Raw genomic sequence first — 26,924 nt, 5'->3', positions numbered from 1 at the left:
TTATTTTATAAAGGATTAAAGTATAAGTAAAACTAAGGCTTTAGCCATAAAACATTGGCGATAAGCCAAGTTTTTCTAATCACAGAGAGGTTTGACTTAAGACCTCGAGGGGGTAGGCGCTGGCCGATGAAAACGCCACGTCCTGTGGCGTCATCGGCACTAGCACGTCCTGTGCGTCGGAGCTGGATGTGACCCACCGCGTAAAATTATTGACAAAAATTTTCTAGGCATTAAAAAAGGAGAAGGGGTAACCTTCTCCTCAGCTTGTATCCAGACTCTTTGGTAATTAAAGAAGAGTCAGCTGCTTCTTTTCATAGCCTGCAGCTCTTGTGAACTTTCCTCGTACTTTTCCCAATTTATTAACTTCTCTAACAGGATGGCCACCAGTACTCCAACGATAAAACCATTCGAGACGAGCGGCTGTAATAATACTGGGAGCTGATTAAACAACGAAGGATCAACAAACATGATCCCTACACCTACAAGTACCGGTCCTGCCAGGCGATGAATCGTAACCGAGTTAAACTGATATCCGCCCAGGCTCTTCAGGGAAGTGCCGAAAAGTTGCAAATAAGCGACAAACAATACCGCATTTCCAACCGTAATCGGCAAAGTTGCCAACACCCCACCAAGGGCAGGGATGATACCTAATAATGACATCAGTCCTCCCCCAATCAGGAACGGCTTACGATTAAAAATGCGGGTGCTTTCCAAAAATCCCACCGACGATGCAAATGGGGCATAAGATACAAGCCCGAACACACCCGCTGTCACCGAATAGCTCCCGGTAAGCATGTAAGATCGGAGGAACTGTCTATCAGTCGGGGCTTTTCCTAATAACTGAGAAGCAGCACGAACGGAAGCAATCGTATTGCTTAGATTAATCATACTGGCTAAAAAGGTAATCAGGATAATCCCTATATTAAGGTTAGGAGAACCGAACGGGAACAACAGCAACCCACCATTCGATTGAATGGCAGTTCCCTGTTCAGAAGGGAAAAGCATCAGATAAAGCACCCATCCAGCAACCATTCCAATTAAAATTGCAAAATTACTGACGGTAGGCTTACCTTTTATCTTCAGCAGACTGACAAGAATGACAACTCCAAAAGAAAACAAGCTGACAGGTATATTAAGAGTATCTTCGTTACCCACTTTCAGCATGCCCTCAAAGAAGATAAGTATCAGTTGGAAGGTCAATAAAAACAAATAAACACTCATCACCATCGGCGTAAATATCCGCTGGATAAAAGTAAGCAAGTTGAATAAACCCAATAAAAGCACGACAACACCTGCAAGAATCATACCTGTAGCAATGCCGCCGCCAATGGAAGTCAAACTCATCCCCATTGCTGATGCCGCAACGCTAAGGTTCAATATCAACCCCCATATGACGCCAGAAGGCCCCTCCATAAGTGGATAGCGGTGACCGATCCACCCTTGCAATACACAAGCTATTCCTGTAAAAATCAGTGCGCTTCTAAGGATGGAGGCAATTTCTTCTTGAGGCAATCCAAAAGCAGCCCCTACCGAAATCGGTACCACTACCGTATTTGCAAAAATGAAAAACAACCACTGCAGTGATGCAGCAGCTGTCCCCCATGATGAAAGCCGATTCATCAAATCACCTCTTCTTAATAACAGTTACATTCTTTTCATTCTACTACTTTTTTCAGCTTCCAACCATTTTCCATAGTAAAACAGAACCTTTCTCCTATTAGACCGATGACCTTGGATAGAGGACCAGCTTATTTCCAAAAAAGACTGCCTCACACCGTTTAGGAGGCAGTCTTACGATTAACCGATATATATTCCTTTTTTCAATAAATTCATTTCCATTTGATAGGTCTCTATTGCCTGCTCTTCAGACAACCCCTGGGCGAACTTCTCTACGAAGTTGCGAAAGGTGACCGCAGTGAGAATCTGCATGATATGATATAACTCCTGGTCCCCCGCAATATTGAGTTTACGTTTATCTATTTGAGCACTGACTTCATTGAAGTCATCGATACTTTCCTCATCGCTGAAAATCCCAAGAAAACTATGTTCAACCTTGTGTGTCATATTAAGAAACGCATTCCTCATGAAGTTGATATGCTCCTCCTCATGAAGCATACATTCGAACATGGCAACCATCGCTTCAATCAGGTCACCATCATGATCTTGCAAAAAAACGATGAATTTGTCCTTCCGCTGCTTCGCCATTTTGTCGAGAAGGTAAAAGTAGATGTCTTCTTTCCCTTCAAAATACTGATAAAAGCTGCCGCGTGGTATTCCGGCAACTTTGATGATATTTGCTATCGAGGCTTCAAATAATGGGACACGGGAAAATTCTTTCTCCGCTGAGTGTATCAGAATCTGTTTCTTTTCTTCCGGCAAATTAAAAAATGTTTGTCTCGGCAATGTACTCCCACCATTCTCTATGTAAAGAAACACCAGCAAGTGGTGTTTCTTTTTCTAAAACCCTCTATATAAATTAAGTTTTTCCTGTCTCTTTTCTTCTTCTAAAAACGCTACAAAATGCTTCATTGCATTAATCGGCTGGGATTTCACCTGATCTGTATAATCCTTCTTGGCCTGTTCGGTGGCAACATCGCTTCTCCGGATGCGTTCCACAATGTAACTGACGCTGCGCTCCTGGATTTCAATTTGTTTATGCTTTGCTTCCTTGGACAATGCCATGCCAACGGCTCCAATTAGAGCATAAATACCTACAGAGATCCAGTTAACCTGTTCGTCAGGCAGCATAAATAACACTGTCAGCAAGTTCACTACTGAAATTGCTATTAAAGGGAAAGACAAGAAAACATATTTAGCTGCTTTTTTAGTAACAGGAGATAGGTTTCTCTCTAACTCCTCCACCTCTTGCTTGACAGAATTCGGCATATCCGTCATGGAAAAATTCATATGATTTCCCCTTTTCTTGTACTTTAATCCTTTAACAAAATTAAACTTTGGTAAAGGATAAGAAATGAATGTACTATTCAATCTTCCCTTTGCGCCAGTTCCTTAATCATTGGTTTTTTACAAAGTTTAACATCTATTCCTTTACCACGTAAATCAAAAGCCAGCTTCTTCAGTCTCTCTACATATACAGGTTTGATTTCCATATGTGTATGCACCTCAATGTGACATTATGTCATGCTATACTACAATAATATATGACACGGTGTCACAAGTCAATGTTTTGCGAGAGATTGCGGAAGTTCTAACCATCTATAAAATAGTGAACAAGCTTAGTTAATTGTCGGGTGGATTGGTACAATAAATCTTCAGCTTCTTCTATACAATCAGCCAGTGAACCCGGACGCTGTAAAATAGAAAAACACCCGCTGAAATTTTTCTCCCATATATACAAATCACCAGCTAAGCTTCCTGATAACAAAATGATCGGTTTATTTAATTCAGTTGCAATTTCGGCAACATAACCTGGCGCTTTTCCATATAAGGTTTGTTCATCACTCTGACCCTCTCCTGTAAAAACAAGATCCGCATTTTCTATAGTCTCTTTCAATCCAATTGCATCTCCAACTAATCCGGCCCCTGATTTAAGCTCAGCCCCAATAGCCATTAATGCAAAACCGAGTCCTCCAGCTGCTCCAGCCCCAGGAATATTCATTATTTGTTTCCCTGATATTTTTTCCATCAAACGTCCGTAATTTTCAAGCGCTTTATCATAGTCATAAGCTTCAGAGCTGCTCAACCCTTTTTGCGGACCATAAACATGACTCGCTCCTTCCTGCCCAGTAAGCGGGTTGTCGACATCACAGGCTACAGAGATATTCACATGCTTTATTTTATGGGCAATAGAGTAGACATCCAATCTTTCAACTTGAAAAAGGTCCTTTCCGTATATCCCAACTTCTGCACCCTCTTTGTTCCAGGCTTTCATGCCGAGAGCTTGAAGCATGCCGAGTCCACCATCATTGGTGGAACTTCCTCCTATAGCTATGATAAGTTCTTTATTGCCACGATCTATCGCCTTCAGGATAGCCTCTCCAAGCCCATAAGTAGTGGTGTAATCAGGATGCCGGGATCCTTCAGAAACAAGCTGTAACCCTGCAATATTCGCACATTCGATTACAGCAGTTTTGTTTTCTAATTCCACATACCAGCTTTCTGACCGTTCACCAAGAGGACCTGTACATGAGAAAAATATCTTCTCCCCACTGGCAGCCTTTAATAATGCTTCTAACGTTCCTTCTCCACCATCAGCCATCGGTTTCAATACTGATTGAATTCCGGGGTCTACAGATTCAATTGCCTTACTCATTATATCCACTACTTGTATGGATGATAAACTACCTTTAAATGAGTCTGGTGCCAATACAATATTCATACCTGCCTCCTACAAAATTTATTATAAAATATAGCACCCGAGAAACAGTATGTTGTCTCTCGGGCACCACATTATCTATTATCGTTTTATTATAATCGTTTTCACCTGATTAGAATGGATGGATGTTTGTATTTCTTTTCCTTCTACTTCACTCTTCCCTTGCGGTACTTCATTAAGATTTGCCTCATAAGCTTCATCAAAATCGCTACAAAGTCGGTAGGATGCCTCCACGTCTCGTTCCGTAGGATTGTACATTCGTATCACCAGGGCATCCTCATGCTCTGCTTTTTTCAACGTGCTTAACACCACTTCTTTTTCGGTTTCCTCTAATAATTGATAGGACAGCGGTGTTTTATTCGCTGATGGATTAAGCTTCATGGCATTGTGAGGAATTTTATTGTACGTATGAACAGGAGTTAAATATTCCTTCGCCATCTGTCCAACATTCGCATGTAGTGTGGTTCCTTCATGGATGAACAAAGCAAAGTCCAAGGACAGTTTTCCGATCATTTGGGAGTCCGGGGTCGGTAATTTGATTCCGGATGGTCTGCCCGGTCTTCGGACCATCTCTGCTTTCCCTAAATAACCAATGCTCCGGAATAATGTCAGGGCAATCGTATCATAATTTTGACCAACTATTTCATACTCCCTGGTACTGTTGGTCAGTACACTCACTCCATAATCCTGATCTGATAATCCGACAAAATTCAGCATCGGGTAGATTGCATCCGGACGTTCGCTCCAATTCTCTTTTTCCCAAACATCCATCGCGGAATCATAGACACCCCTTTTAATAAAACCAAATTGGTTATCTGCAATAGACAAGGATGATGCCAGCCCCGTTGGGATTAATGCACGCAAACGGTGGTCTCTAGCCTGGTTGTCCAGCTCGCAATTAACCTCGATTAGTGGTTTATGATTAGGAATATGAAGGTTAAAATGAACATCTACATAGCTATTGATTTTTCCTTCTTTACGGCTTTCTAGATCAGCTGGTACTTCGAGCGTATAACGAATATCAATTTCACCGGCATAAGCGTTCTGAGTGAGTGAAATATCAGCCTCTACCTTATCACTATACAGTAATGTTTCACCTTCAATTGGAGAGTAATCGTATTCATCCCCATCATCTCCCCCATTTTCTAAGAGAAGAACTTGTTCAAAGGTTTGGTCCAGCCTCTTATCGAAAATATCCACTGTCCCGTTCCCATTGACAGTGATTCGATAGAAGTCATTATCTATTTCCTTCGTCTGTTTAGCATGGTTGAATGTATTTTCACTTACTTGTTCTACAAACAAGGTACGATATCCTGTTGCAGGCAGTTCTGCTTTTAACTGGATCTGATATTTAATAAAAGGATCGTAGTTTCCATAATGCACGATTTGACGATCAATGAGCCCTGGGTCTATCTCTTCTGCCTCCAGCACTTCAAATGGTACCTCACTTCCATTTTCATCGATAAGCTTGAAGGACCCATACTTTGTAATAAGCTCAGCCGTAACTGCTTCTTTCCGTTTGTAAGGAAGAAAATTGAATAGGGTTAATCTGTCTGCATCATTTTCTGTATCAATAGCATCGACAATTTGCCGCTTATAAAAATCAATCAGGCGATCTGTCTTTTCCTCAGCAATAAATAACCGGTTTGCAATTTCCTGGTGGACCTTATCCGAGCAACAGCATCCAATACTATCATGGGCATGGTTCTTCATGATTTCTTTCCATATCAGCTCAATCAACCCATGATGATATTCAAATCCCAGGTCGTATGCCATAGAAGCCAGCGGCTCCAGAACATTTGTCAGCTTGTTTTCCACTCGTGTATTAGCTGCCTTGATATCCATTCTGGTCGAGTAAATGCTCCGATGGACACGCATATATTTTCCATCTAAAAATTCTCCATTTAAAGTAGCCAAATCATTCTGCTTCTCAATTTCAGCAAATACATGCTCATATTTACTAAGGAAAAAGTCACGGTTTGGATAAAGCTGCTTTAACTTTTCAATTACCTGGAATATATTTTTCTGAATCGGCATTTGGTCATGACCGTTTGGTAGTAACAGGTGATTTGTTGTAGTTCCACGGTCCAACACCGGAAAATACTTCTCCATACGTTCTTTTAATGCGCCGTCCTCTTCTGGAAGGTATTTTCCTATCGCATACCCTAGAGGAAGCAATTGGACAAGTACCTTTGATCCATCATCAGACTCCCAATAGAATTCTGTCTTATCCGTACCATGACGTTCAGATGTTCCTCGCCAAAAAATTGTGTACTTGATATCGAACCCATTCAAAATTTGCGGCATCTGCGCACTTTGCCCGAAAGAATCCGGTAAATAGCCGATCATCATCGGGCTTCCGAATTCCTTGCTGTCTTTTATTCCATACTGAAGATTCCTGACAATCGACTCACCGCCGACTACCATTTCATCCGTTTGTGTATACCATGGACCGATGATTAATTTTCCATCCTGAACGAGCTTCTTTACTCTTTCTTTATTTTCAGGTTTTACTGCAAAATAGTCTTCTAAAATGGAAGTTTGCCCATCTAGAACATAATATGGATAATCCGGATCCGTTTCTAAACGATTCATGATTTCTTCCATATTATTCACTAATAAAATACGTGATTCTTCTGTTGAAAAATACCATTCACGATCCCAGTGCATATGTGGTACGATGTGCACTTGCTTCATAGCTAAATCCCTTCCTTACGAAAAATAATTAGTTTATTGCTGCTTCCATTTGTTTTTTCTCTTGCTCTTTAACACTATCCTGTTGCTTTTTCAGCTTATTTTTACGTGAAACGATTAGTAGAACCATAGAAATAAAGGCACCTAAGAGAGCAGCCCCGAGCCATACACCAGCTGCTACGATTAGCGATGGTCCTTCTACTAATGCAAGTGAGAAGATTCCTGCACCTGGTACAGCAAGTCCAATACCGAAATAGGCTACAATTCCACCTGTTACTGCAGAACCGGCAACCAATGATGGAATCACACGAAGCGGGTCATTAATCATGAACGGAATCGCCCCTTCCGTAATCCCCGCCAGTCCAAGCAGCCACGTTTGTTTACCAACTTCTTGTTCAGGCTTCGTGAAATAATGCTTAGCAATAATTGTCGCTCCTGTAACTGCAAAGGCCGAAACCATTTTTACAGAAGCAAAGGCAGCGTAAGGCATAATGTTACCACTCGCCATCGCACCGATACAGAAGGTATAGGCAGCCTTATTGACAGGACCGCCAAGATCAAAGGACACCATCGCTCCGATGATAGCTCCAAGTAAAATCGCATTGCCACCTGAGAGTCCTTCAAGCCACCCTATTAATCCATTGTTTATGGCAGCAAGCGGTTCACCAACAACAAAGAGCATAATGGACCCAACGGAAAGAGTCCCTAATACAGGATAAAGCCAGAAACTTACAAATCCAGAAAATGTTCCAGAGGTCTGTACATTTTGTTTGAGATACTTAATGATATAACCAGCTAGAAATCCTCCCAGCATACCGCCCAGGAATCCACTGCCAATTAAGTTGGCTGAAATCCCGGCAGCGAACCCAGGTCCTAGTGCAGGTTTGTCAGCAATAGAATATGCCATGTAAGCGGATAATATCGGAACCATCAAAGTTCCCAGCATGTTCCCGCCTAACTGTCTTAACAGCCATAACCATGAGCCTTCCGTTTCATAGACTTCCTGAAGTCCAAATGCCTGGGAAACAAGCACTGCAAAAGCCAGTGTCATTCCACCCGCGACGATTATTGGAATAATATACGATATACCAGTCATAATTGAATCTTTAATTTCCATCTTGAATGGCTTTTTATAACTTTCTTCTTCCGCCTCTTCCTCTTCTTCTTCATCTCTATTTTCTTTTACAGGTCCGTTTTTCGCTTTTTCTAACGCCTGCTGCAATAATCCCTCTGCGTTTTTCAAGGGAGCCGCTACGGAAGTAGTGATGCTAGGCAACTGAGCGAATCTTTCCTTATCTTTAACAGAAACATCAGCAGCAAAAATGATCGCATCTGCTTTAGTCGCTTGTTTTTTGGAAATTTTATCCTCTATCCCATTTGCACCTTGTTTTTCCACTAAAACATTCACACCTAAATCATTACCAGCCCGTACAAGTGCTTCCGCTGCCATATACGTATGGGCTATCCCGGCAGGGCAGGCAGTTACAGCCAAGATTGTTTTAGTTGGCTGATTATCTGTTTGCTGTTCAGCTTCCTGCTCCTGGTCAAGGGCTGCATATAATGCTTCACTAGAACTTGCCTGAACCAACCGTGATTTATACTTCGGATCTGCCAATCGCGTCATCAATTCAGATAATAAAGAAAGGTGGGTCGATCCTGCTTCATTTTCCGGTATGGCTAGGAGCATAACCAGTTCCACCTTGTTTTCTTCATCAATGCTCTCCCAATCCTCCAAAGGCTTTCGAAGTGTAGCAACCGCAAACGATGCTTCCTTAACAGCAGAAGATTTGCCGTGCGGGATGGCAAGACCTCCTTCGAACCCTGTTGGAGATAATGTCTCGCGTTCTATTACAGCTTGATAGAAGTCTTCTTCGGAATGTAATTTACCAGCTTCACTCAATTGATTGACTAAATACCGGATCACTTCATCTTTTGTTGAAAAAGTTAAATCCGTACTTATTAAGTCAACGGTAGTGAGATTTTGTAATTTCACTTTACTTCCTCCTCACAAAAAAATAGGATGGTTCAACTTGACCCCATCCTAGCACAGTAAAAGTAAGCGTTTGCTTTTCTTTATAAAATTACACAGGATGCGAAACAGAAAGCGCTAACATGTGTATTTATACACATTATTCTGTTTCCCAAAAAGTATTAGATAACATCTGCATAATCATCATGACCGGTGTCTTATCAGAGATATTATAATTCTCAAGCATTTTTTTAGGAGAATAAAAAAACAATCTCATATCAGCTTCACTTTCTAATGAATTACGGGTAAAGTGCGTAAGAGAAACAATAGTGACCCCTTTTTCCTTCGCTAAACCAGCCATCTCCATTATTTGTCTGGTTTCACCTGACATACTGATTAAGATTAAAACATCTTGACTTTTTGCATGGTTCATCGCATAAACGGCGTCATGCCGATGTAAGAAATATTCCGCTGACTTTCCGCCAATTTTTATATGTGTTGATAATATTTCGCAAAAAGGCACTGTATCCCCTACACCAAAAATATATATATGACGAGAATCTTTAAGCTTGTCAGCAACTTTTCGCAGCATCTCCCGGTCAACTAAATCCAGGGTTCGTTTCATATTGTACTGAAGCGTGGAATCCTGTTCCCGTACTTCTCCCTGAACTTCTTCTTTCAACGTGTTTTTCAATTGGGAGAAACCATCGTAGCCAAGTTTTTTTGATAATCTCGTAATAGTATTGGGTACTGTATAGAATTTCTTCGCCAGCATTTGAATCGACATTTTAATCACACATTCTTTATTTTTTACAATATATTCGATAATTTCATCATCGGTATCATTAAGTTTATATTCATATTTATGGGCGCGGGCCTGTATGTCCATCTCGCCCCTCCTCCGGTCATGTTTTTTAGTAGTTTAATTTTAACACAAACCAATTTACTCCATTACTACGCCCCTGCCTTAGTTACTTAAGTTTTTCTCTAGTCATGGTACTTACATCCCTATTTAATAAAAAATTCTCTTATACCCTTGTAATTAAAGCGAATTTTTGTTAAAGTACAGTCAATTAAATATTTTCTTGCTTCAATAAGTTGAAGCGGGATAGAGGTGCGAAGACCATTAGTACACAATAGGAGGATCATGAGGTCCAGCGAGAATTGTGGAAAGGGGAATTCGCCGAAGCGAAGAGAAACTCATGTTCTCAACGTTGGTTCTGCTATTGAATAAATACAGGACTGTCATATAGGCGACTATATGGAGGGCTATCTTACGCAAAGGAACGGAATTTACACGTTTCTACTGCAACAGCGATCCCTCGTTGTTGTTTTTTTAATGCGATAAATGGGAATGGCTCTATAAAACGCCTCTTATTTAAAATTTTACAAAAGGGTGTGAAAAGCTATGAATTTCGGCCAGGTATTAACCGCTATGGTTACCCCATTTGATCAGAATGGCGAGATCGATTTCAATGCTACACGTACATTAGTCAATTACTTAATTTCTAACGGTTCGGACGGTTTAGTAGTAGCGGGGACGACGGGTGAATCCCCTACATTGACAGACTCTGAAAAGCTTGAGTTATTCCGCTTCGTTGCCCAGGTCGCAGAGGGACGAGCGGCAGTCATTGCAGGAACCGGTTCCAATAATACACGAGCATCCATCGAGTTGACAAAACAAGCAGAACAGACTGGTGTCGACGCGGTCATGCTTACAACCCCATATTACAACAAGCCTTCCCAGGAAGGATTGTACCAGCACTATAAAGCAGTCGCTGAAGCAACCTCATTACCTGTGATGCTTTACAACATTCCAGGACGAAGTGCAGCGAAAATCGCACCGGAAACAATTATCCGCTTATCTGAAATAGAAAATATCGTTTCTGTAAAAGAAGCAAGCGGTGATTTGGATGCGATGACAGAAATCATCACAAAAACCGGTGATGATTTCACCTTATACAGTGGTGATGACGGCTTGACCCTGCCTGTGTTAGCGATTGGCGGGACAGGAGTTGTATCTGTATCTGCTCATATCCTTGGTAATGAAATGCAGGAAATGGTCAACTGCTATAATTATGGAGATGTCAAACGCGCAGCAATCATTCACCAGGAAATCCTTCCGGTGATGAAAGCAATGTTTGCCCAGCCAAGTCCCTCTCCAGTAAAAGCAGCCTTAAACCTGATGGGCATCCACGTTGGCGACGTTCGTCTTCCGATGGTCCCATTGACAACAGAAGAAATCAATACTTTGCAGCAAAACCTGCCACCGTATAAAGTGACAGCCGCTGGTTAAGTAAATGAAAAAGCGATGAAACCATGATGCTGGTTTCATCGCTTTATTTGTTTTATGCAGCAGGTATATGTTTATCTATTTGCTTTGAAGTGAATATACACAGAATTCCCAGCAACCATAGGCTGGCAGCGATCAGCATGCCACCTGCAGCAAACGATAATATTTAAAAATATGCTCCTATACCGGTTGTAAACCAGCCGAGAATCAACAAGAAACTTCCCAGCATCTCTAATAACACATTCATATGAAGCCTTCCTTTCACTATTAACTGCTATTCCAAAGGTTCCGTATTTCTCGCTATCTCTAATAACTGATTTTTACTCATATCATCGTTCGCAAACACTTCATAATTCACCTCATCATTTTCCCATCTTAACGTTTTCAAATCACCATTCTTACCATATCGCCCCTGTTGAGATTCACTGATCTCTATATCCTCTGTTGTAAAATCCAGGGCATTTTCGTTTTCATTAATGGCCCGAAATAAAAAAGATTCATTACCTTCACTAGTATATTGAATAGCAAGCATTTTCCCTTGTCCTATCTCCGGAGTATCGACCTGAATATCACTAGGTTCGAATGGTATTTCTGTTGGCACCTGGGGATCAAAACTTAACGAATCCACTGCTTCCCCCACATTGGAGGTATCGTAGGTATGCATTTTTTGAGGGCTGCATCCAGCAAGTATGAAATACATTATGGCGGTGATTGTTATTAATTTTTTCAATAAAAGCATCTCCCTTTTGTGTTCAACCATTGCATTCTTGAATATGACCTGTCAGACTGGGGAAGTTATATCCAACGAAAAAAAGAAGGCGACGGTGAAAATTTGATAGAAGTAAAAACATCGACCATTTCAGATGACGAACATGATAAAGGCGTATTTGCTACAAAAGATATAGCAGAAGGTGAACTGCTTCACCAGGCACCAGTACTCCCTTACCCGAATGAAGAACATGAGCATATTGAGAAAACATACCTTGGCGATTATGTATTCGAGTATGGCAAAAACCACACGGCATTTCTGTTAGGATATGGCATGTTCTTCAACCATTCCTACCAGCCCAACGCTTTTTACGAAATAAATTTTGACAATCATTCATTTGATTTCTACGCTTTCAAGGATATAAAAGCTGGAGAAGAAATCTTCATCAACTATAATGGCGAAACCGAAAATGATTCCCCGCTATGGTTTAATGAAGATAACGATGATTGAACCTGCACCCGATTTTCGGGTGTATTTTTTATACAAGAAAAAGAAAACTAAGGCTTTCGCCATAAGTACTTGGCGAAAAGCCAAGTTTTTCTAATGAAATTATGAAGCTTTTGAAACAACTATTTCGTATACATACTGTAAGAAATAATCTAAGGAATGAGGTGTTGAAAATGCTCCCACGTATATTTCATAAAGCAAACCGCCCTACCAAAATAGCCCTCTTAGCGGGCTCCATACTACTTCTTGTCGGTGGTTTGATAATATTGCTACTCCTTTAATCACCATGTCATGTCAGTTCAGGTCATCTGGAAAAAGCGCTTCCTCTTTTAGACAATTGCCAGATTTGTAAATATGAGAGACAAAACCATGGTAATTGAGACAGAACATGTTATATGAGTGAAACCGCACCAATTATATGAGACATTTTTGAAAATAAGAGAGACAAATTTCGCTAAAAGAGAGACAATTTTTAAAAAAAGAGAGAAATTAAGGCTGTTTATGAGACAAAAAGTAAGCTCATTGAAAAAACAACACACCTCTGTCCATATCACTACCCACATGGTTACCACGTTACTGTAAATTCTTTTTGCTTTGTTTAAAATAATCCACGCCTTTTCCGCCTTTCTATATGTACGTATGAGATTGGCAAAAGTTTTCAAAATTATCCAATTTTCTTTGTGTAAGATAAAAAAAGGTTCCGCTCTCCGCGGAACCTTATGTTCTGATCTCTACTTCTTCCTTTTTTTCAGTTGATGTCCTGGTAAACTTCGGAAATCGGAAAACAATGGCCAGTATACCAGACAACGCAAGCAGTAGCGGATAAAAGCTGTAAGGAACAATTTCTATCGGTGAAATCTTCGCTACCCCGGCAGCCGCAAGAATTTGAGCACCATAAGGAATCAATCCCTGTACTGCGCTGGAGAATATATCGAGGAGACTTGCCGACCTACGGTTATCGATAGCAAATCGTTCAGAAATTTGTTTGGCAAGCGGTCCTGCTGTAATAATGGAAATCGTGTTATTCGCTGTTGCGAGATTCACTGCTGAGACCAGACCAGCAATCCCTGATTCCCCACCTTTATTGCTTTTGATTCGCTTCGTGATCATTTCTAACAAAAATTCAATACCGCCATTTCTCCGAATCAGCTCAACCAATCCGCCAAGCAAGATGACGAGCATTGTCAGTTCCTGCATACCAGTAAAGCCTTCACTGATCAACGTCACAAAGTCCATTACGGCAAATTCTCCAAGTGCCAGGCCGACAATTCCAGCAAAAATGATACCGCCAATCAACACAAAGATTACATTGACACCAGCGATAGCAAATCCAAGTACTCCAAGGTACGGCAGCACTTTGACGAAGTTGAATGGATGGTTTTCCTCAACAGAACCTGCTGCATCGGCACTTAACACACCGAAAACGACAGCAGTTATTACGGCAGCGGGTAAAACAATAAAAAAGTTTGCTTTAAACTTGTCTTTCATTTTTGTTCCTTGTGTCCGAACAGCCGCAATTGTCGTATCAGAAATGATCGACAGGTTGTCCCCGAACATCGCTCCACTGATAATAGCGCCCATTACGAACGCCGCCGGGACACCTGTCTGTTCGGCAACTCCAAGTCCAATTGGAGCCAGCGCCACAATCGTCCCAACCGACGTCCCCATGGAAATTGAAATGAAACAGCCGATTACGAACAACCCAACGACAAGCAGGCTTTGTGGCAGTATTGAAAGACCCAAATTCACCGTCGAGTCAACCGCTCCCATCCCTTCCGCTACAGAAGCAAATGCGCCTGCTAATAAGAAGATGATGACCATCAGGATGATGTTAGGATGACCGCCCCCTTCCGCAAGCTGCATTACTTTTGTTTGAAATGTTTCTTTCCGGTTCATAAACAAGGCTGCAAATATAGAGACGAACACCGCCACAAGCACCGGCATCTGATAGAAATCACCTGTAATAAGACCAGATCCGATAAATAATAAAATGAATATACCAAACGGAATCAGCGCGAGCGGATTCCCTGTCATTTTTTCGTTTTGCATATAAAAACCTCCACTTTTATTATGCCCATACCTGCTGTAATTTTGAGCATGAAAAAACTTCTTGCAGACACAAGAAGTTACTGTTTATATTCCTGCTTATCTGCCAAGTGCAAAACTTGCTGGAATTAGCACCTTCCTATCCAGGAGGTTGCTGAAGCTTCATAGGACCAGTCCCTCTGCTTCTCTTGATAAGAACTCTATATATTTTTAAGGTTTTCTCATTCACTAATTTCACACTTTACAATAGAAATAAGCTGCGTGCAAGAACTTGATTTTTCCATCTTAATTGCCATTGGCATAAACCATTATATAAAATACAACTACCAGCTGATAATGAAAGCTAATAGTAGGACTATACCAATTTTAAAAAAGACAGGGACAGCAATACCATAATGATACAAGAAGGTATGGCCACCAGCAGTGTAACAGCTTGCAAGGATGTCAATCCACCGATTATTAATAGGGCCATAGGCGGAAGTGCAAGGGAGAAGGCCCAAAACAACCGATTCCACTGGATAGGCTCTCCTTCTATTTCTCGCTGTGTAACAGCAGCCAGCATATAAGAGGAAGTATCATAGGTGGTAGCTACAAAAATTACTGACAGGAGTAAAAATAAGACCAGAATAAGATCACCGAGAGGAAGCGAATGAATAATAGAAATCACTGCTTCATTTGAATGACCTTGCTTGATCATAGCAGCTACGTCTAATTGCGTCGTGTTCTGAAGGTAAAGGCCATAATTTCCGAGTACAAAGAAAAACAGCCAGCAGCCGACAGGGCCAAAAATAATCGTCCCCAGTATCATTTCCTTGATTGTTCTGCCCCTGGAAATCTTAGCAATAAATAAACCGATAAAAGGAGCATAGACAATCCACCAGGCCCAGTAGAAGATTGTCCACTTTTCCGGAAATCCTGATTGCGCAATCGGATCCATCCATGTATTCAATCGAAAGAAATTGTTCAGTACCAGTCCAACACTATTGGTCGAAATCTCCAAAATAAAAAAAGTCGGTCCCAGGATGGTGACAAACAGGAGCAAAAAGAAAACTAAATAAACATTGATATTGCTTAGGCGTTTCACCCCTTTTTCCATTCCAGCAAAAACACTGACCGCAAACACAATTGTACAGATGAGGAGCAGAAAAATATCCAGGAAATATGTATGCTGTATACCGGTAAGCCGCTTCACTCCTTCAGCCATCAGCGGTATACTGATTCCGAGCGTTGTCCCGGACGCTCCCAGTAAACCGATCATAAAAAACATATCAATCAACTTTCCCACGAAGCCATCCGTATGATGATTCAGCACAGGCCTGCAAGCTTCGCTGATTTTAAGTATTGGCACTTTTTTCACATGATATAGATAAGCAATGGGCAATGCCGGCAGACAATAGATCGCCCAAGCTGTCGGTCCATAGTGAAACAAGCCATAGGCCGCACTCCATTCCACTGCAAACGGGGTACCAGGAATGAGACCCAGCGGAGGCTCGAGATAATAATATCCCCATTCAATCGCTCCCCAATACATGATTCCCGACCCGATACCAGCACAAAAAATCATGGAAATCCAACTGAATGTAGAAAACTCCGGAGACTCATCCTTTTTGCCAAGCCTGATTTGCCCATGCTTGCTAAAAGCCGCCCATATTAAAAAAATTAAAGAAGAAAAACCGATCCATAAATACAGGACTCCTGTCATATCCGTTAATTGCACATGCATCTGTTCCAACCAGGTATGCGTGACATTAGGAAAGAAAAAAACAACGCTGCAAAGGATTAACAAGGACAAAAACGCCACGAGAAAGAACGGCCAATCGATCAATGACTTTTTCAAACACACACCCCTTACCAGAAAGACTTGTACTTATATGTATGTTTGGAAATCCCTTTCCCATTCTTTTTAATTTATTATGTGAGTTAAGCACCAGTATGCTTTCTTATTAGAAAAAAATAACTCGACCACATAGTTGTGGTTGAGTTATTGTGTGGTTGTCAGGAATTATTATAAACCTGACCAATTTCTTTAGCGGCCTGGTCTTCATTGAAAGATTTTATTTTCTTATGTTCATCCACTGAGTCTCCAGAAAGGCTGTCCTCGGCGTCAAACGGCTGATTGGACTTTACCGTATTTTGCATGCCTATCTCGCCTGTACCATTTGCTTCCGTAGGGATATTAAAATTCTTTTTCGCCTGCTTTTTCACTTTTATCACCTCAACCTCTAGCTTTCGCTTTAATTTCATTTTCAATCCTTCTCAAATGAAGAAATGCATCTATCAGTTTCGTTGACAGATGCATTTCAGTGTTTATATAAGTTTATAAACGCGAGCCTCATATGGCTTGAACGTTGCAGATATTATACTCTCCTCAGAATCAATTTCATAGTTGCTGAGCAAAAGCTCTGCCTCTTCGTCTTGTATGTTTGCCGGCAGCTCAAAATCAGCATCTTCTCCAAAAAGATTCGTGACAACCAATATAACCTCATCCTCCAATGTGCGAGTATAAGCATAAATACTATCATGACCTTCTAATACAAGGTCATAGCTGCCATAAATGAGTACGTCGCTGCCTTTTCTTAATTCAATCAACTGCTTGTAGTAATGATAGATAGAGTTTGGATCGTCTATTCCTTTTTGAACATTGATTTCTGTGTAGTTCGGATTAAGCTTCAGCCACGGCGTCCCGGTTGTAAACCCGGCATTCTTGGTATCGTTCCACTGCATTGGCGTCCGTGAATTATCGCGGCCATTTTTCCAAATGACCTCCATAATGTCTTTGTGAGATTTTCCCTCTTCTAATTCGTTGTAGTACATATTTTTAATGGCTACATCATTGTAGTCCTCGATTGATTCAAATTTTGTATTGGTCATCCCGATTTCCTGCCCCTGGTAGATGAACGGTGTTCCCTGCATCAAAAAGTACATGGTCGCCAGGCATTTCGCAGACTTATCAAGAAATTCCTTATCATTTCCCCAGGTCGAAACAGATCTCGGCTGGTCGTGATTTTCCAGAAATAAAGCGTTCCAACCACTGGCTTCCAGCCCCTTTTGCCACTTGGTCAATGTTTCTTTTAGAGCGTGGATATCAAGTTCGCCATCAGTACTTTTACCCCAGAGATCCAAATGCTCGAATTGGAAAATCATATTGAACTTGCCGTTTTCCTCGCCAACCCATTCTTCGGCCTGCTCGACTTTAACACCGTTCGCTTCCCCAACAGTCATAATGTCGTAATTATCGAATGTCTTTTCTTTCAATTCCTCCAGAAAAACCTGAATGCCTTCACGGTTCATATGACCTTCGAAGGAAGGAACATACTTCTTGTTTTCCGGGTTAGGCAGATCAGGGAAGCCTGGTATTTTTTTAATATGGGAAATCGCATCGATTCGGAATCCGTCAATACCTCTATCGAGCCACCAATTGACCATTTCATAAAGATTTTCACGTACTTCCGGGTTCTCCCAATTTAAATCAGGCTGTTTCCGGGAAAACACATGCATGTAATACTCCTTGGTCTTCGAATCAAACTCCCATGCCGACCCGCCAAAAATTGATTCCCAGTTGTTCGGCTCCTTGCCGTCTTTTCCAGGATGCCAAATATAATAGTCCCGATAGGGGTTGTCTTTGGAAGAGCGGGATTCGATAAACCATGGATGCTCATCAGATGTATGGTTGATGACAAGATCCATGATCAGGCGCATTCCGCGTTTATGAACTTCTTTCAACAGCTGATCGAAATCAGCCATTGTTCCAAACTCCTCCATGATACCTTTATAATCACTGATATCATAACCATTATCATCATTCGGCGAGCTGTAAATCGGACAAATCCAAATCACATCTATTCCAAAATTCTTCAGATAATCCAGCTTGGATATGACACCCTGTATGTCGCCGATTCCATCTCCATTTGAATCCATAAAACTTCGCGGATATACTTGATATGCTACTGCTTCTTTCCACCATTTTCTCCTCATAATATCCTGCTCCTAACCTGATTTTCATATATAGCGAACGTGCAATCGATTGCACAAATAGTCAAAAAAATAACAAGGTCAAACTACGACCTCTACTAGTTTCTCTTCGTTTATCGTATAATTGCTTCTATCTATTGTCAAGCAGTAATTGAAATCGATTACATCCATTTGCTGTGCTGTTTATTCTTCATTTGTATATCTCCAATTATTTGGTATTATATAATGGATTAATTATTATCGTCTTCTTCAACCATAAGTCGGACTTAGAGGAGTAATTTGATGGAGAAGGAATTCAAATATATCGGGGAAAAAATAGTAAATCACCGGTATGAATTGACAGAAACCTTTAATGAAGAAGTAATGAAAGTATTTCCGGAAAATTTCGCTGAAACTGGTATGCCCGAAGCAGAATATCATAAAATTCGAGCGGATTTATTCAAGTCCTTCGGGGAAGTTTTATATAAAGATGAAAAAGAAGTGCAGCAGCAGGTTTATGATTGGGCAGAAGTAGCTGCTAAGCGAACAATCGAATATAATGTCTCACTGACACAGGCTCTTCGGGTCATCTCCTTTTTTCAACCCACTATCTGGGAATTTTTTCAGGAGGAATTAGATCAGGAACATATTGGTCCAAGAACCGTCATTGAAATCTCCAGGAAAATTGACCGGCTTGTCGATATCGTAACTCGCGTATATGGCAGAGTACATGAGGAACACCAGCAGATGATTGCCGACACCGCCCATAGTGCCCTGGAAGAGCTGTCGGTTCCGATGGTACCGATAGCGGAAGGCCTTGCCGTCATCCCGCTTGTCGGGGCCATCGATACCCGCCGCGCCGCTTTAATCAATGAAGTTGCATTGAGAGAAGCCAATCGTCTCGGGCTCGAAGAAGTGATATTTGATATTTCTGGCGTTCCTGTATTAGATACTATGGTAAGTAATGAGTTGTTCACAATCATCAATTCATTGAGTCTCCTTGGCATCGACACACGAATCAGCGGAATCCGTCCGAAAATAGCCCAAACTATCACTTCATTAGGGATCAACTTCAAAGGGATTAAGACATTTGCAAGTCTTCATCAAGCGCTGGAAGACTGCGGGATAAAAAGAGTAGAAGGAGATTCTCACTTAAAATAATTGTAGAAGCCCTTTAAGGATTTCTTTTTTTAGCTCTTAATGATACCCTTGGAGATACCTCTAGCCAAACCGTTTGATTTTAATAGTGTCATCATAGCACTACCGATTGCAGAGGTCGTATTGATTGTAGTAACGTTGATATTTCGAAACAAACAGCGAAATCATAATATAAGAAAACCAGACCTCTAAAAAAGGTCTGGTTTTTACTATTTATAGTGAGTCTGTACGAGGGGGGCTTGTCACTGCTTTCGACTGTTTCTTCTTTTTACTTCGTTTAGATACAACTTCTTTATTAGCAGCAAGGAAGAAGGAGTACCCCATCATTAATATAACGACGGAAAAAGGAAGAGCTGCTATAATCAATACATTTTGAAGTCCTTGAGTACCTCCAAAATAAACGATAATAGCTGCCATTGCTGATAAACATAACCCCCATAGGATTTTCACGGAACCAGAAGGGTTCAATGAACCTGAAGTACTTAACATCCCTAAAACAAAAGTGGCAGAGTCCGCAGAAGTAATAAAGAAAATAGCGATGACAATGATAGTCAGGAGGGACATGAATTCTCCCACTGGATAATGCTGGAGAGTAGCAAATGTTGCTGTCTCCATCGAGTAATTTGAAATGACATCGATTCCCTGTTGCTGAATGTTGAGTGCCGATACCCCGAATACCGCAAAGAATATGAAGCATACGAGCGCCGGTACAAATAATACCCCCAACATGAATTCTTTTATAGTCCGACCTTTAGAAATTCTTGCAATGAAAATTCCTACAAAAGGTGACCAGGAGATCCACCACGCCCAGTAGAAAATCGTCCATCCGTCAATCCAGGCTCGGTTTCCTTCATTCAAAGGAGCTATCCGAAAGCTCATATCAAAAAAGTTAGTGATATAACCCCCCAGAGAATTGGTGAACATATTAAGAATATATATAGTCGGACCCACGATTAATAAAAGAACCATGAGAGCAAAACCCAGAATCATATTAATGTTGCTTAAGTATTTAATCCCTTTACTGAGTCCGGACCAGGCTGAAAATATAAATAGACCCGTAGATATGATAAGAATGATTAATTGAGAAGAGAAATTACTTGGAGTATTAAATAGAAAAGCTAACCCCTCATTAATTTGAGCAGAACCAAATCCGAGTGTCGCCGCTACACCTACAACTGTTGCTACTACAGCTAAAATGTCGATCAATTTCCCAGCAATCCCTTGCATTTGCTTCTCCCCGAACAACGGAACAAGTGTGGCACTGATTAAACCCGGATAACCTTTGTGGAATTTAAAATAGGCCAATACGAGCGCTACAATAGCATAAACTGCCCATGCATGGATACCCCAATGAAAAAACGAATATTGGAGTGCCTGTTTAATAGCCTCAGGAGATCCTTCAGGCGCAACCGGACTTTTGCCGAACGCATGGGAAATCGGTTCTGCAGTTGTCCAGAAAACCAGCCCCATCCCCATCCCAGCACTGAACAGCATGGCAAACCAGGTTGGGAGATTGAAGTCCGGCCTGTCCTCCTCTTTACCCAGCTTTATATGATTAAATCGAGAAAAAATCAAATAAACGCAAAAGACTAGCATTACTACTATGACTAGTAAGTAATACCATCCAAATCGTGTTGATATTGCCCCGGTTACTTCGGAAGTAACAGTCTTCAAGTGCTCGGGTGCCACTACACCCCACAACACAAATAATCCACATACAGCAAGACCATACCAAAAAACTGTTGTTGCATTTTTCATATAATCACCTCTCCGTATATTGATAAAAAACTTTTTTTGCAAGTGGGCGACAGCAACAGTTTCATATATTACATAGATTTCAGTTTAATTGCAAATTCCTCTAAAAATTAAAAAAATGTCACTGAACGTCACTGAGCTTCACTGAGCTTCACTGAAATATCTATTTTACACTCATCCCTTTTTAGCAGGTTTGGAGACTTTTTCAAGCTGCTGATACGATATAACACATGCGCAAAACAAGAAAAAGGAGGAATACGCTTTGCCTAAATACCAAATTCCAATTGTAGATACCGATATACACGAACGAGTCCAATATAAAGATATTCTGGAGTACCTGGATGAACCCTATAAACACTACATTACGAATTGCCATTGGATACAAGAAAAACATATGCCTTACACCCAGCCAGCGGTAGCCGGAGTGGATCGCGCTGACGCTATCGTTCCGGATGGACGCCCTGCAGGCTCTGACCTGAAGTTCATGCAAGAACAACTGTTGGATGATATTGGTCATGAAATCGGAATTTTAACCAGTGCATTAGACCCGTCACCTTCTTCCATGCATGGCTGGCACGAAATGGCTGTTGCTTTGGCGTCTGCCTATAATGATTGGCAGATTGAAAACTGGCTGGAGAAAGATGAACGGTTATATGGATCTGTTCATATCGCAGCTCAAGATCGTGACGCAGCAATTAAAGAGATTGAAAGAGTCGGATCCCATCCAAAGATGGTACAGGTCCTGCTCCCTATCGATGACATTATGTGGGGAGATCCCTTCTACCATCCAATTTTTGAAGCTGCTGAAAAACATAACTTAATGATCGGCATGCACCATAATGAACCCCCTGTCTACTATGGGAAGTGGCCAAGATATTTCATTGAATGGCACACGCTGATCCCAACGGCTCATATGAAACAAATCACCAGCATGATGTTCAATGGGGTTTTCGATAAGTTCCCTAATCTCGGGCTGATGATGATTGAAGGAGGGTTTACCTTCATCCCTCACTTAATGTGGAAAATGGACCAGCAATATCGGGATTTACGCCATGAAGTACCGTGGCTGAAGAGGAAGCCAAGCCAGATTATGAAAGAGCAAGTTCGATTCACTACCCAACCTGCGGAAGAATTGACCAAAAAAGAATTCATGTCGCTGATCGAGCAAATGGGGACAGATGAAATGCTGTGCTTCTCAACAGACTATCCACATTGGGATTATGATTCACCCTATCGCGCCTTACCTAACCTGGATGCTGAGCTAAAGCAGAAGATATTCGCGGAAAACGCAAAAGCATTTTACCCGAAACTGCCGAAAAAAAGGAGGGCTAACAATGAAAGAGCAAGTAGTTTGTAAAACTTCGGATATACAACCAGGGGAAATGAAAGAGGCTAGTTTTGGAAGACAGGGTGTGTTGGTATGCAGGACGCCTGACGGGGAATTTTACGCTTTTATGAACCAATGCATCCACCAGGGAGCCCCCCTCGATAAAGGGATGATCTGCGGGGCTACAACTGATAAAAGTAAACCTGGCTCGTATGATTACTGCCATGAAGGAGAAGTAATACGCTGCCCATGGCATGGAAGAGAATTTTCTATCAAAAATGAAGGAAGAATGCTTGCTAATCCAAGCAAGAAGATCCCGAGCTTTAAAGTACGGGTAGAAGATGAAAGTGTCATTGTTTATAAATAAAGAAGCAAGAAGGTGATTTAAGATGAACCATAACGATCAGGTGGTCGATACCATCATTATTGGTGGAGGCCCGACAGGATTATTTGCCGCTTTCTATGGCGGAATGAGGCAGATGTCTGTGAAATTGATTGACAGCCTGCCACAGCTTGGCGGCCAATTGTCGGCACTGTACCCGGAAAAATACATTTATGATGTGGCCGGCTTCCCTAAAGTTCTTGCCAAGGATCTCGTCAGCCAGCTGGAAGAACAAGCCCGGCAATTCGATCCTGAAATTTGCCTGGAGGAAAATGTTCAGCAAGTAGAAAAATTAGACGAAAAACTTTTTAAAGTGACCACAACGAAAGCGGTCCATTATTCGAAAACCGTAATTATTACATGTGGCGCAGGAGCTTTCCAGCCTCGAAGGCTTAAGCACCAATCCGCCTGGCAATATGAAGGGAAAAACCTCTTCTATTCAGTAACCGACCTGCATGCCTTCCAAGGACAAAAGGTCTGTGTCGCTGGAGGCGGTGACTCTGCTGTGGACTGGGCCCTGATGCTTGAGGGGATTGCAGATGAGGTGACACTTGTCCATCGACGCGAAAAATTCAGAGCTCATGAACATAGTGTCAATCAACTAAAAGCATCTACTATTCATATCAAGACACCGATGATTATAGAAGATTTGATTGGTACAAAAGAAAGTATTGAAACCATAACCTTAAAGGAAAATAAAGGCGATCATAAAGAGAACCTGACCATCGATTCTTTGATCGTTAATCATGGCTTTCTCTCCAGTCTTGGGGCTATTAAACAATGGGGTTTAGAGCTTGATAAGAACTCCATTATTGTTAACCAGAAAATGGAGACGAACATCTCCGGAATTTACGCAGCCGGTGATATCACCACGCATGAAGGGAAAGTAAAACTCATTGCATCAGGATTCGGTGAGGCCCCTACGGCCATTAGCCAAGCCAAGCATTTCATTGACCCTGATACAAGAGTCCAGCCCCCTCATAGCACCAGCGTGTTAAGCGGATCATGAACTTCTCCATCGATGAAAATAATGAAACAGAGGGGAGACAGCAGCTAAATATCATTTCGATATTTTTGATGTTTATGAAAATAAGTCCTTTCACCTTCGGAGGAGGAATAGCGATTTTGCCTTATATAGAAAGCGAAATCGTGAAAAAAAGAAAGTGGATGAAAAAAGAAGATATTCCTAACATTGTTACAGTGGCTCAATCCTCGCCAGGTTCCGTTGCAATCAATACTTCTATCTATATTGGCTATACCCTGCAAGGACTGGCGGGGGCTATCTCGGCAGTTTTTGGAATGATATTCCCGGCAGCGGTAATTATTATCATATTGACTTATATGTATATGACCTATCAGGAGCTGTCACTGATACAAGATGCATTTAAGGGGATTCGGCCTGCTATTGTGGGGCTCATTATGTTCACCGCCTATAAGATTGGAAAAAAAGCCATTCATGATCGTTTTACCATGGTCGTTTTTTTATTAGCAGCCGGGTTGCTTCTCACTCTTGCCATCTCCCCTTTTCTCATGATAATCGGCGGGGGATTGGCTGGTGTCATTTATCAAAGCATCAGTAATAGAAGGTGATCATACATGCTGTTGTTGAACCTGTTCATTGAATTTTTCAAAATAGGATTATTCGGTTTTGGCGGGGGCTACGCGATGATTCCGCTAATGGAGCAGGCAATCCAGAAACATAAATGGATATCACTGGAACAATTTACAGACATCATCGCAATATCCGGATCATCACCGGGACCAATAGCGACGAACTCAGCTTTGTTCATTGGATATCAGACGGCTGGAATAATAGGAGCAGCCATAGCAGTTATCAGTAATTTGCTTCCCTCTTTTTTGATGGTAATGGTATTGACCAAACTGCTGACGCTCCGTTCTCAGCCAAAGTACCTTTTCCAAAGCTTGAATGGAATCCATCCTGTGATTGTGGCTCTCATATTGTATGCAGGAGTCCGCATGGGACTGCAAACCGGCTTGTTCACCTATTCAAGGGAATATTCGCCTTATTTCATTTTAATTCTCTCAATTGTACTCTTGGTGAAAAACATCTCGCCGGTTTGGGTCATGATAATCTCTGGAACATTAGGTGTGTTAATTAATAGTTTTTAAAAGGTAGGAGGTTTCCCATATGAACCAAAAACAGATGTTCATTAATGGCCAATGGTTATCTGCCGAAAGCGGCCAAACAAGAACCATCATCAATCCATTCAACCAGCAAGTAATCGCTGAAGTAGCTGAGGGAAATGAAAAGGATACCCAATATGCCATCGATGCTGCCAGACAAGCCTTCGACAAAGGAGACTGGCGCCATACTCCCGCACTGGAACGAGGAAAACTGGTATCGAAAATTGCAGAGTTGATAGAACGCGACAAACAAGAATTAGCAGAGCTTGAAACACTTGATACGGGGAAAACGTTAACAGAAAGTATAGCTGATATGGAGGATATTGCGGAAGTTTTTCGCTACTATGGGGGGCTCGCAGATAAAGATGGCGGAGAAGTCATCGAGTCACCTATCCCTGATTCAAGAAGCAAAGTTGTCCGCGAACCTGTCGGTGTTTGTGGACAGATCACCCCATGGAATTATCCTTTATTACAGGCAGCCTGGAAGATAGCACCGGCATTAGCAGCAGGCAATACACTGATAATCAAACCTAGTGAGATTACTCCCCTTACAACCATAAAGGTGACAGAATTAATAGAAGAAGCCGGTGTTCCAGCCGGAGTCGCCAACCTGATTTTAGGAAGTGGAGCTAAGACAGGACAAATGCTGGCTGAAAGTCACCTGGTTGATCTTATCTCCTTTACCGGTGGAATTGAAACAGGCCGCAAGGTAATGACAGCCGCTTCCTCCAACTTTAAAAAAATCGCCTTGGAGCTGGGAGGTAAAAACCCTAATATAGTTTTTGATGATGCTGAGTTTGATACCGCAGTCGACCAGGCGATGAATGCAATATTTTTTCATTCTGGACAAGTTTGCTCTGCCGGAGCCCGGTTATTAGTACAAGAAACTATTCATGATGAGTTTGTTGCTGCCCTGGTTGAACGCACAAAACAAATCAAGCTAGGAAATGGGTTTGAGGATACGACACAATCAGGACCATTAATTTCTGAAGAACATCGTGAAAAAGTAGAAAATTATGTTACGATCGGCATCAATGAAGGAGCTGAGCTGGAAATCGGCGGGAAACGCCCCAAAGGTGCAGACCTTCAGCAAGGTTTCTTTTTTGAACCGACCATCTTTACCAATTGCCACACCTCTATGCGAATTGTGCAGGAAGAAACGTTCGGCCCTATCTTGACAATTGAACGCTTCGAAACAGAAGAACAGGCAATCCAGCTGGCGAACGACTCCAAGTATGGACTGGCCGGGGCAGTTTGGACAAAGGATATTAGAAAGGCAGAGAGAGTATCAAGCGAACTGCGAATGGGAACCGTTTGGATTAATGACTTCCATCCTTACTTCGCCCAGGCTCCATGGGGCGGATACAAATCATCCGGAATCGGCAGGGAGCTTGGAAAGCTGGGCCTTGAAGAATATACCGAAGTGAAACATGTTTTTGAAAATACCAATCCACAACCACTTCAATGGTTCTAATTAGCCTAAAGGATGGATGCTCGTCCATCCTTTTTATAGGCATTCGCCCGAAACTGCTATATGGAGCTTATAACCATAAGGATTGCAGAGGAAACCCGGTTCCAAAGAGTTAACTAAAAAAGAAGCCCTTATGGAGGGGCTTCTTTTTTAGTTAACTTGACTATTTAGCCCTCATACT

23 protein-coding genes and 2 riboswitches are annotated in these 26,924 nt (G+C 41.7%); of the genes, 9 read left to right on the top strand and 14 right to left on the bottom strand.

The window, feature by feature from the left end:
* Nucleotides 1–297: 297 nt before the first annotated feature.
* The 8 genes from FHS45_RS16500 to FHS45_RS16470 form a co-directional block, all read right to left on the bottom strand.
* Nucleotides 298–1,620 carry a uracil/xanthine transporter gene (locus FHS45_RS16500; protein ID WP_062439826.1) on the bottom strand — a complete coding sequence of 441 codons (1,323 nt, stop codon included), beginning with the start codon at nucleotides 1,618–1,620 and terminating at the stop codon, nucleotides 298–300.
* Between the two features lie 177 nt (nucleotides 1,621–1,797).
* On the bottom strand, nucleotides 1,798–2,403 hold the full coding sequence (locus FHS45_RS16495) for a TetR/AcrR family transcriptional regulator (RefSeq protein WP_062439829.1): 606 nt from the start codon (nucleotides 2,401–2,403) through the stop codon (nucleotides 1,798–1,800).
* A 54-nt stretch (nucleotides 2,404–2,457) separates the two neighbouring features.
* Nucleotides 2,458–2,907 (bottom strand): DUF5392 family protein, encoded by a 450-nt coding sequence (locus FHS45_RS16490; RefSeq protein WP_062439832.1) that lies wholly within the window; start codon nucleotides 2,905–2,907, stop codon nucleotides 2,458–2,460.
* Nucleotides 2,908–2,984: 77 nt separating this feature from the next.
* Complete coding sequence (locus FHS45_RS20365; protein WP_258953957.1) at nucleotides 2,985–3,110, bottom strand: hypothetical protein; 126 nt, start codon at nucleotides 3,108–3,110, stop codon at nucleotides 2,985–2,987.
* Between the two features lie 98 nt (nucleotides 3,111–3,208).
* On the bottom strand, nucleotides 3,209–4,339 hold the full coding sequence (locus FHS45_RS16485; protein WP_062439836.1) for a glycerate kinase: 1,131 nt from the start codon (nucleotides 4,337–4,339) through the stop codon (nucleotides 3,209–3,211).
* A 78-nt stretch (nucleotides 4,340–4,417) separates the two neighbouring features.
* Nucleotides 4,418–7,033 (bottom strand): mannosylglycerate hydrolase, encoded by a 2,616-nt coding sequence (mngB, locus tag FHS45_RS16480; RefSeq protein ID WP_062439840.1) that lies wholly within the window; start codon nucleotides 7,031–7,033, stop codon nucleotides 4,418–4,420.
* A gap of 28 nt (nucleotides 7,034–7,061) precedes the next feature.
* Nucleotides 7,062–9,023, bottom strand: a complete 1,962-nt coding sequence (gene mngA, locus FHS45_RS16475; RefSeq protein ID WP_062439842.1) for a PTS 2-O-a-mannosyl-D-glycerate transporter subunit IIABC — start codon at nucleotides 9,021–9,023, stop codon at nucleotides 7,062–7,064.
* Nucleotides 9,024–9,159: 136 nt separating this feature from the next.
* Nucleotides 9,160–9,888 (bottom strand): MurR/RpiR family transcriptional regulator, encoded by a 729-nt coding sequence (locus FHS45_RS16470; RefSeq protein WP_062439844.1) that lies wholly within the window; start codon nucleotides 9,886–9,888, stop codon nucleotides 9,160–9,162.
* A gap of 212 nt (nucleotides 9,889–10,100) precedes the next feature.
* Nucleotides 10,101–10,279: riboswitch (Lysine riboswitch) on the top strand.
* Between the two features lie 128 nt (nucleotides 10,280–10,407).
* Between FHS45_RS16470 and dapA the strand changes: the two genes are divergently transcribed.
* On the top strand, nucleotides 10,408–11,295 hold the full coding sequence (gene dapA, locus FHS45_RS16465; RefSeq protein ID WP_062439847.1) for a 4-hydroxy-tetrahydrodipicolinate synthase: 888 nt from the start codon (nucleotides 10,408–10,410) through the stop codon (nucleotides 11,293–11,295).
* A 271-nt stretch (nucleotides 11,296–11,566) separates the two neighbouring features.
* Here dapA and FHS45_RS16460 read toward each other — a convergent pair whose 3' ends face one another.
* The gene (locus tag FHS45_RS16460) at nucleotides 11,567–12,022 is read right to left on the bottom strand and encodes a DUF4367 domain-containing protein (RefSeq protein ID WP_062439850.1); all 456 of its coding nucleotides are present in this window, start codon (nucleotides 12,020–12,022) and stop codon (nucleotides 11,567–11,569) included.
* A gap of 102 nt (nucleotides 12,023–12,124) precedes the next feature.
* Here FHS45_RS16460 and FHS45_RS16455 point away from each other — a divergent pair, with 102 nt between their 5' ends.
* On the top strand, nucleotides 12,125–12,511 hold the full coding sequence (locus tag FHS45_RS16455) for an SET domain-containing protein (RefSeq protein ID WP_062440642.1): 387 nt from the start codon (nucleotides 12,125–12,127) through the stop codon (nucleotides 12,509–12,511).
* Between the two features lie 714 nt (nucleotides 12,512–13,225).
* Here the strand turns inward: FHS45_RS16455 and FHS45_RS16450 are convergent.
* The 4 genes from FHS45_RS16450 to FHS45_RS16435 form a co-directional block, all read right to left on the bottom strand.
* Nucleotides 13,226–14,557, bottom strand: coding sequence for a Na+/H+ antiporter NhaC family protein (locus FHS45_RS16450; protein ID WP_062439853.1), 1,332 nt, complete (start codon nucleotides 14,555–14,557; stop codon nucleotides 13,226–13,228).
* Nucleotides 14,558–14,650: 93 nt separating this feature from the next.
* Nucleotides 14,651–14,752, bottom strand: a riboswitch (SAM riboswitch).
* A 157-nt stretch (nucleotides 14,753–14,909) separates the two neighbouring features.
* Nucleotides 14,910–16,391 carry a BCCT family transporter gene (locus FHS45_RS16445; RefSeq protein WP_082411902.1) on the bottom strand — a complete coding sequence of 494 codons (1,482 nt, stop codon included), beginning with the start codon at nucleotides 16,389–16,391 and terminating at the stop codon, nucleotides 14,910–14,912.
* Nucleotides 16,392–16,549: 158 nt separating this feature from the next.
* On the bottom strand, nucleotides 16,550–16,798 hold the full coding sequence (locus FHS45_RS16440; RefSeq protein WP_062439856.1) for a hypothetical protein: 249 nt from the start codon (nucleotides 16,796–16,798) through the stop codon (nucleotides 16,550–16,552).
* 63 nt (nucleotides 16,799–16,861) lie between these two features.
* Nucleotides 16,862–18,529 carry a glycoside hydrolase family 13 protein gene (locus FHS45_RS16435; protein WP_062439859.1) on the bottom strand — a complete coding sequence of 556 codons (1,668 nt, stop codon included), beginning with the start codon at nucleotides 18,527–18,529 and terminating at the stop codon, nucleotides 16,862–16,864.
* 279 nt (nucleotides 18,530–18,808) lie between these two features.
* Here FHS45_RS16435 and FHS45_RS16430 point away from each other — a divergent pair, with 279 nt between their 5' ends.
* A complete protein-coding gene (locus FHS45_RS16430; RefSeq protein WP_062439866.1) occupies nucleotides 18,809–19,666 on the top strand; it encodes an STAS domain-containing protein in 858 nt (285 codons plus the stop codon).
* A 210-nt stretch (nucleotides 19,667–19,876) separates the two neighbouring features.
* On the opposite strand, the gene FHS45_RS16425 is transcribed toward FHS45_RS16430, so the two are convergent.
* On the bottom strand, nucleotides 19,877–21,421 hold the full coding sequence (locus FHS45_RS16425; RefSeq protein ID WP_062439869.1) for a BCCT family transporter: 1,545 nt from the start codon (nucleotides 21,419–21,421) through the stop codon (nucleotides 19,877–19,879).
* Nucleotides 21,422–21,680: 259 nt separating this feature from the next.
* On the opposite strand from FHS45_RS16425, the gene FHS45_RS16420 reads away from it, so the two are divergent.
* From FHS45_RS16420 to betB, 6 genes are read left to right on the top strand one after another with little or no spacing between them, the layout of a single operon-like run.
* On the top strand, nucleotides 21,681–22,775 hold the full coding sequence (locus FHS45_RS16420) for an amidohydrolase family protein (RefSeq protein WP_062439873.1): 1,095 nt from the start codon (nucleotides 21,681–21,683) through the stop codon (nucleotides 22,773–22,775).
* Nucleotides 22,753–23,112: a Rieske (2Fe-2S) protein gene (locus tag FHS45_RS16415; RefSeq protein WP_062439876.1), complete on the top strand. Its 360-nt coding sequence runs from the start codon at nucleotides 22,753–22,755 to the stop codon at nucleotides 23,110–23,112. The genes FHS45_RS16420 and FHS45_RS16415 overlap by 23 nt, the downstream gene beginning before the upstream one ends.
* A gap of 22 nt (nucleotides 23,113–23,134) precedes the next feature.
* Nucleotides 23,135–24,136: an NAD(P)/FAD-dependent oxidoreductase gene (locus tag FHS45_RS16410; protein ID WP_062439879.1), complete on the top strand. Its 1,002-nt coding sequence runs from the start codon at nucleotides 23,135–23,137 to the stop codon at nucleotides 24,134–24,136.
* Complete coding sequence (locus FHS45_RS16405) at nucleotides 24,133–24,717, top strand: chromate transporter (RefSeq protein WP_062439882.1); 585 nt, start codon at nucleotides 24,133–24,135, stop codon at nucleotides 24,715–24,717. Before FHS45_RS16410 ends, FHS45_RS16405 begins: the two co-directional genes overlap by 4 nt.
* A gap of 6 nt (nucleotides 24,718–24,723) precedes the next feature.
* A complete protein-coding gene (locus FHS45_RS16400) occupies nucleotides 24,724–25,257 on the top strand; it encodes a chromate transporter (RefSeq protein ID WP_062439885.1) in 534 nt (177 codons plus the stop codon).
* A 19-nt stretch (nucleotides 25,258–25,276) separates the two neighbouring features.
* A complete protein-coding gene (betB, locus tag FHS45_RS16395; protein ID WP_062439888.1) occupies nucleotides 25,277–26,746 on the top strand; it encodes a betaine-aldehyde dehydrogenase in 1,470 nt (489 codons plus the stop codon).
* The last annotated feature ends 178 nt before the right edge of the window (nucleotides 26,747–26,924 follow it).

Source organism: Thalassobacillus devorans, assembly GCF_011761345.1.
Classification (GTDB): domain Bacteria; phylum Bacillota; class Bacilli; order Bacillales; family Halobacillaceae; genus Thalassobacillus; species Thalassobacillus devorans.
Note: the sequence above shows the minus strand (reverse complement) of the source record. Positions and strands in the feature narration are given on the sequence as shown.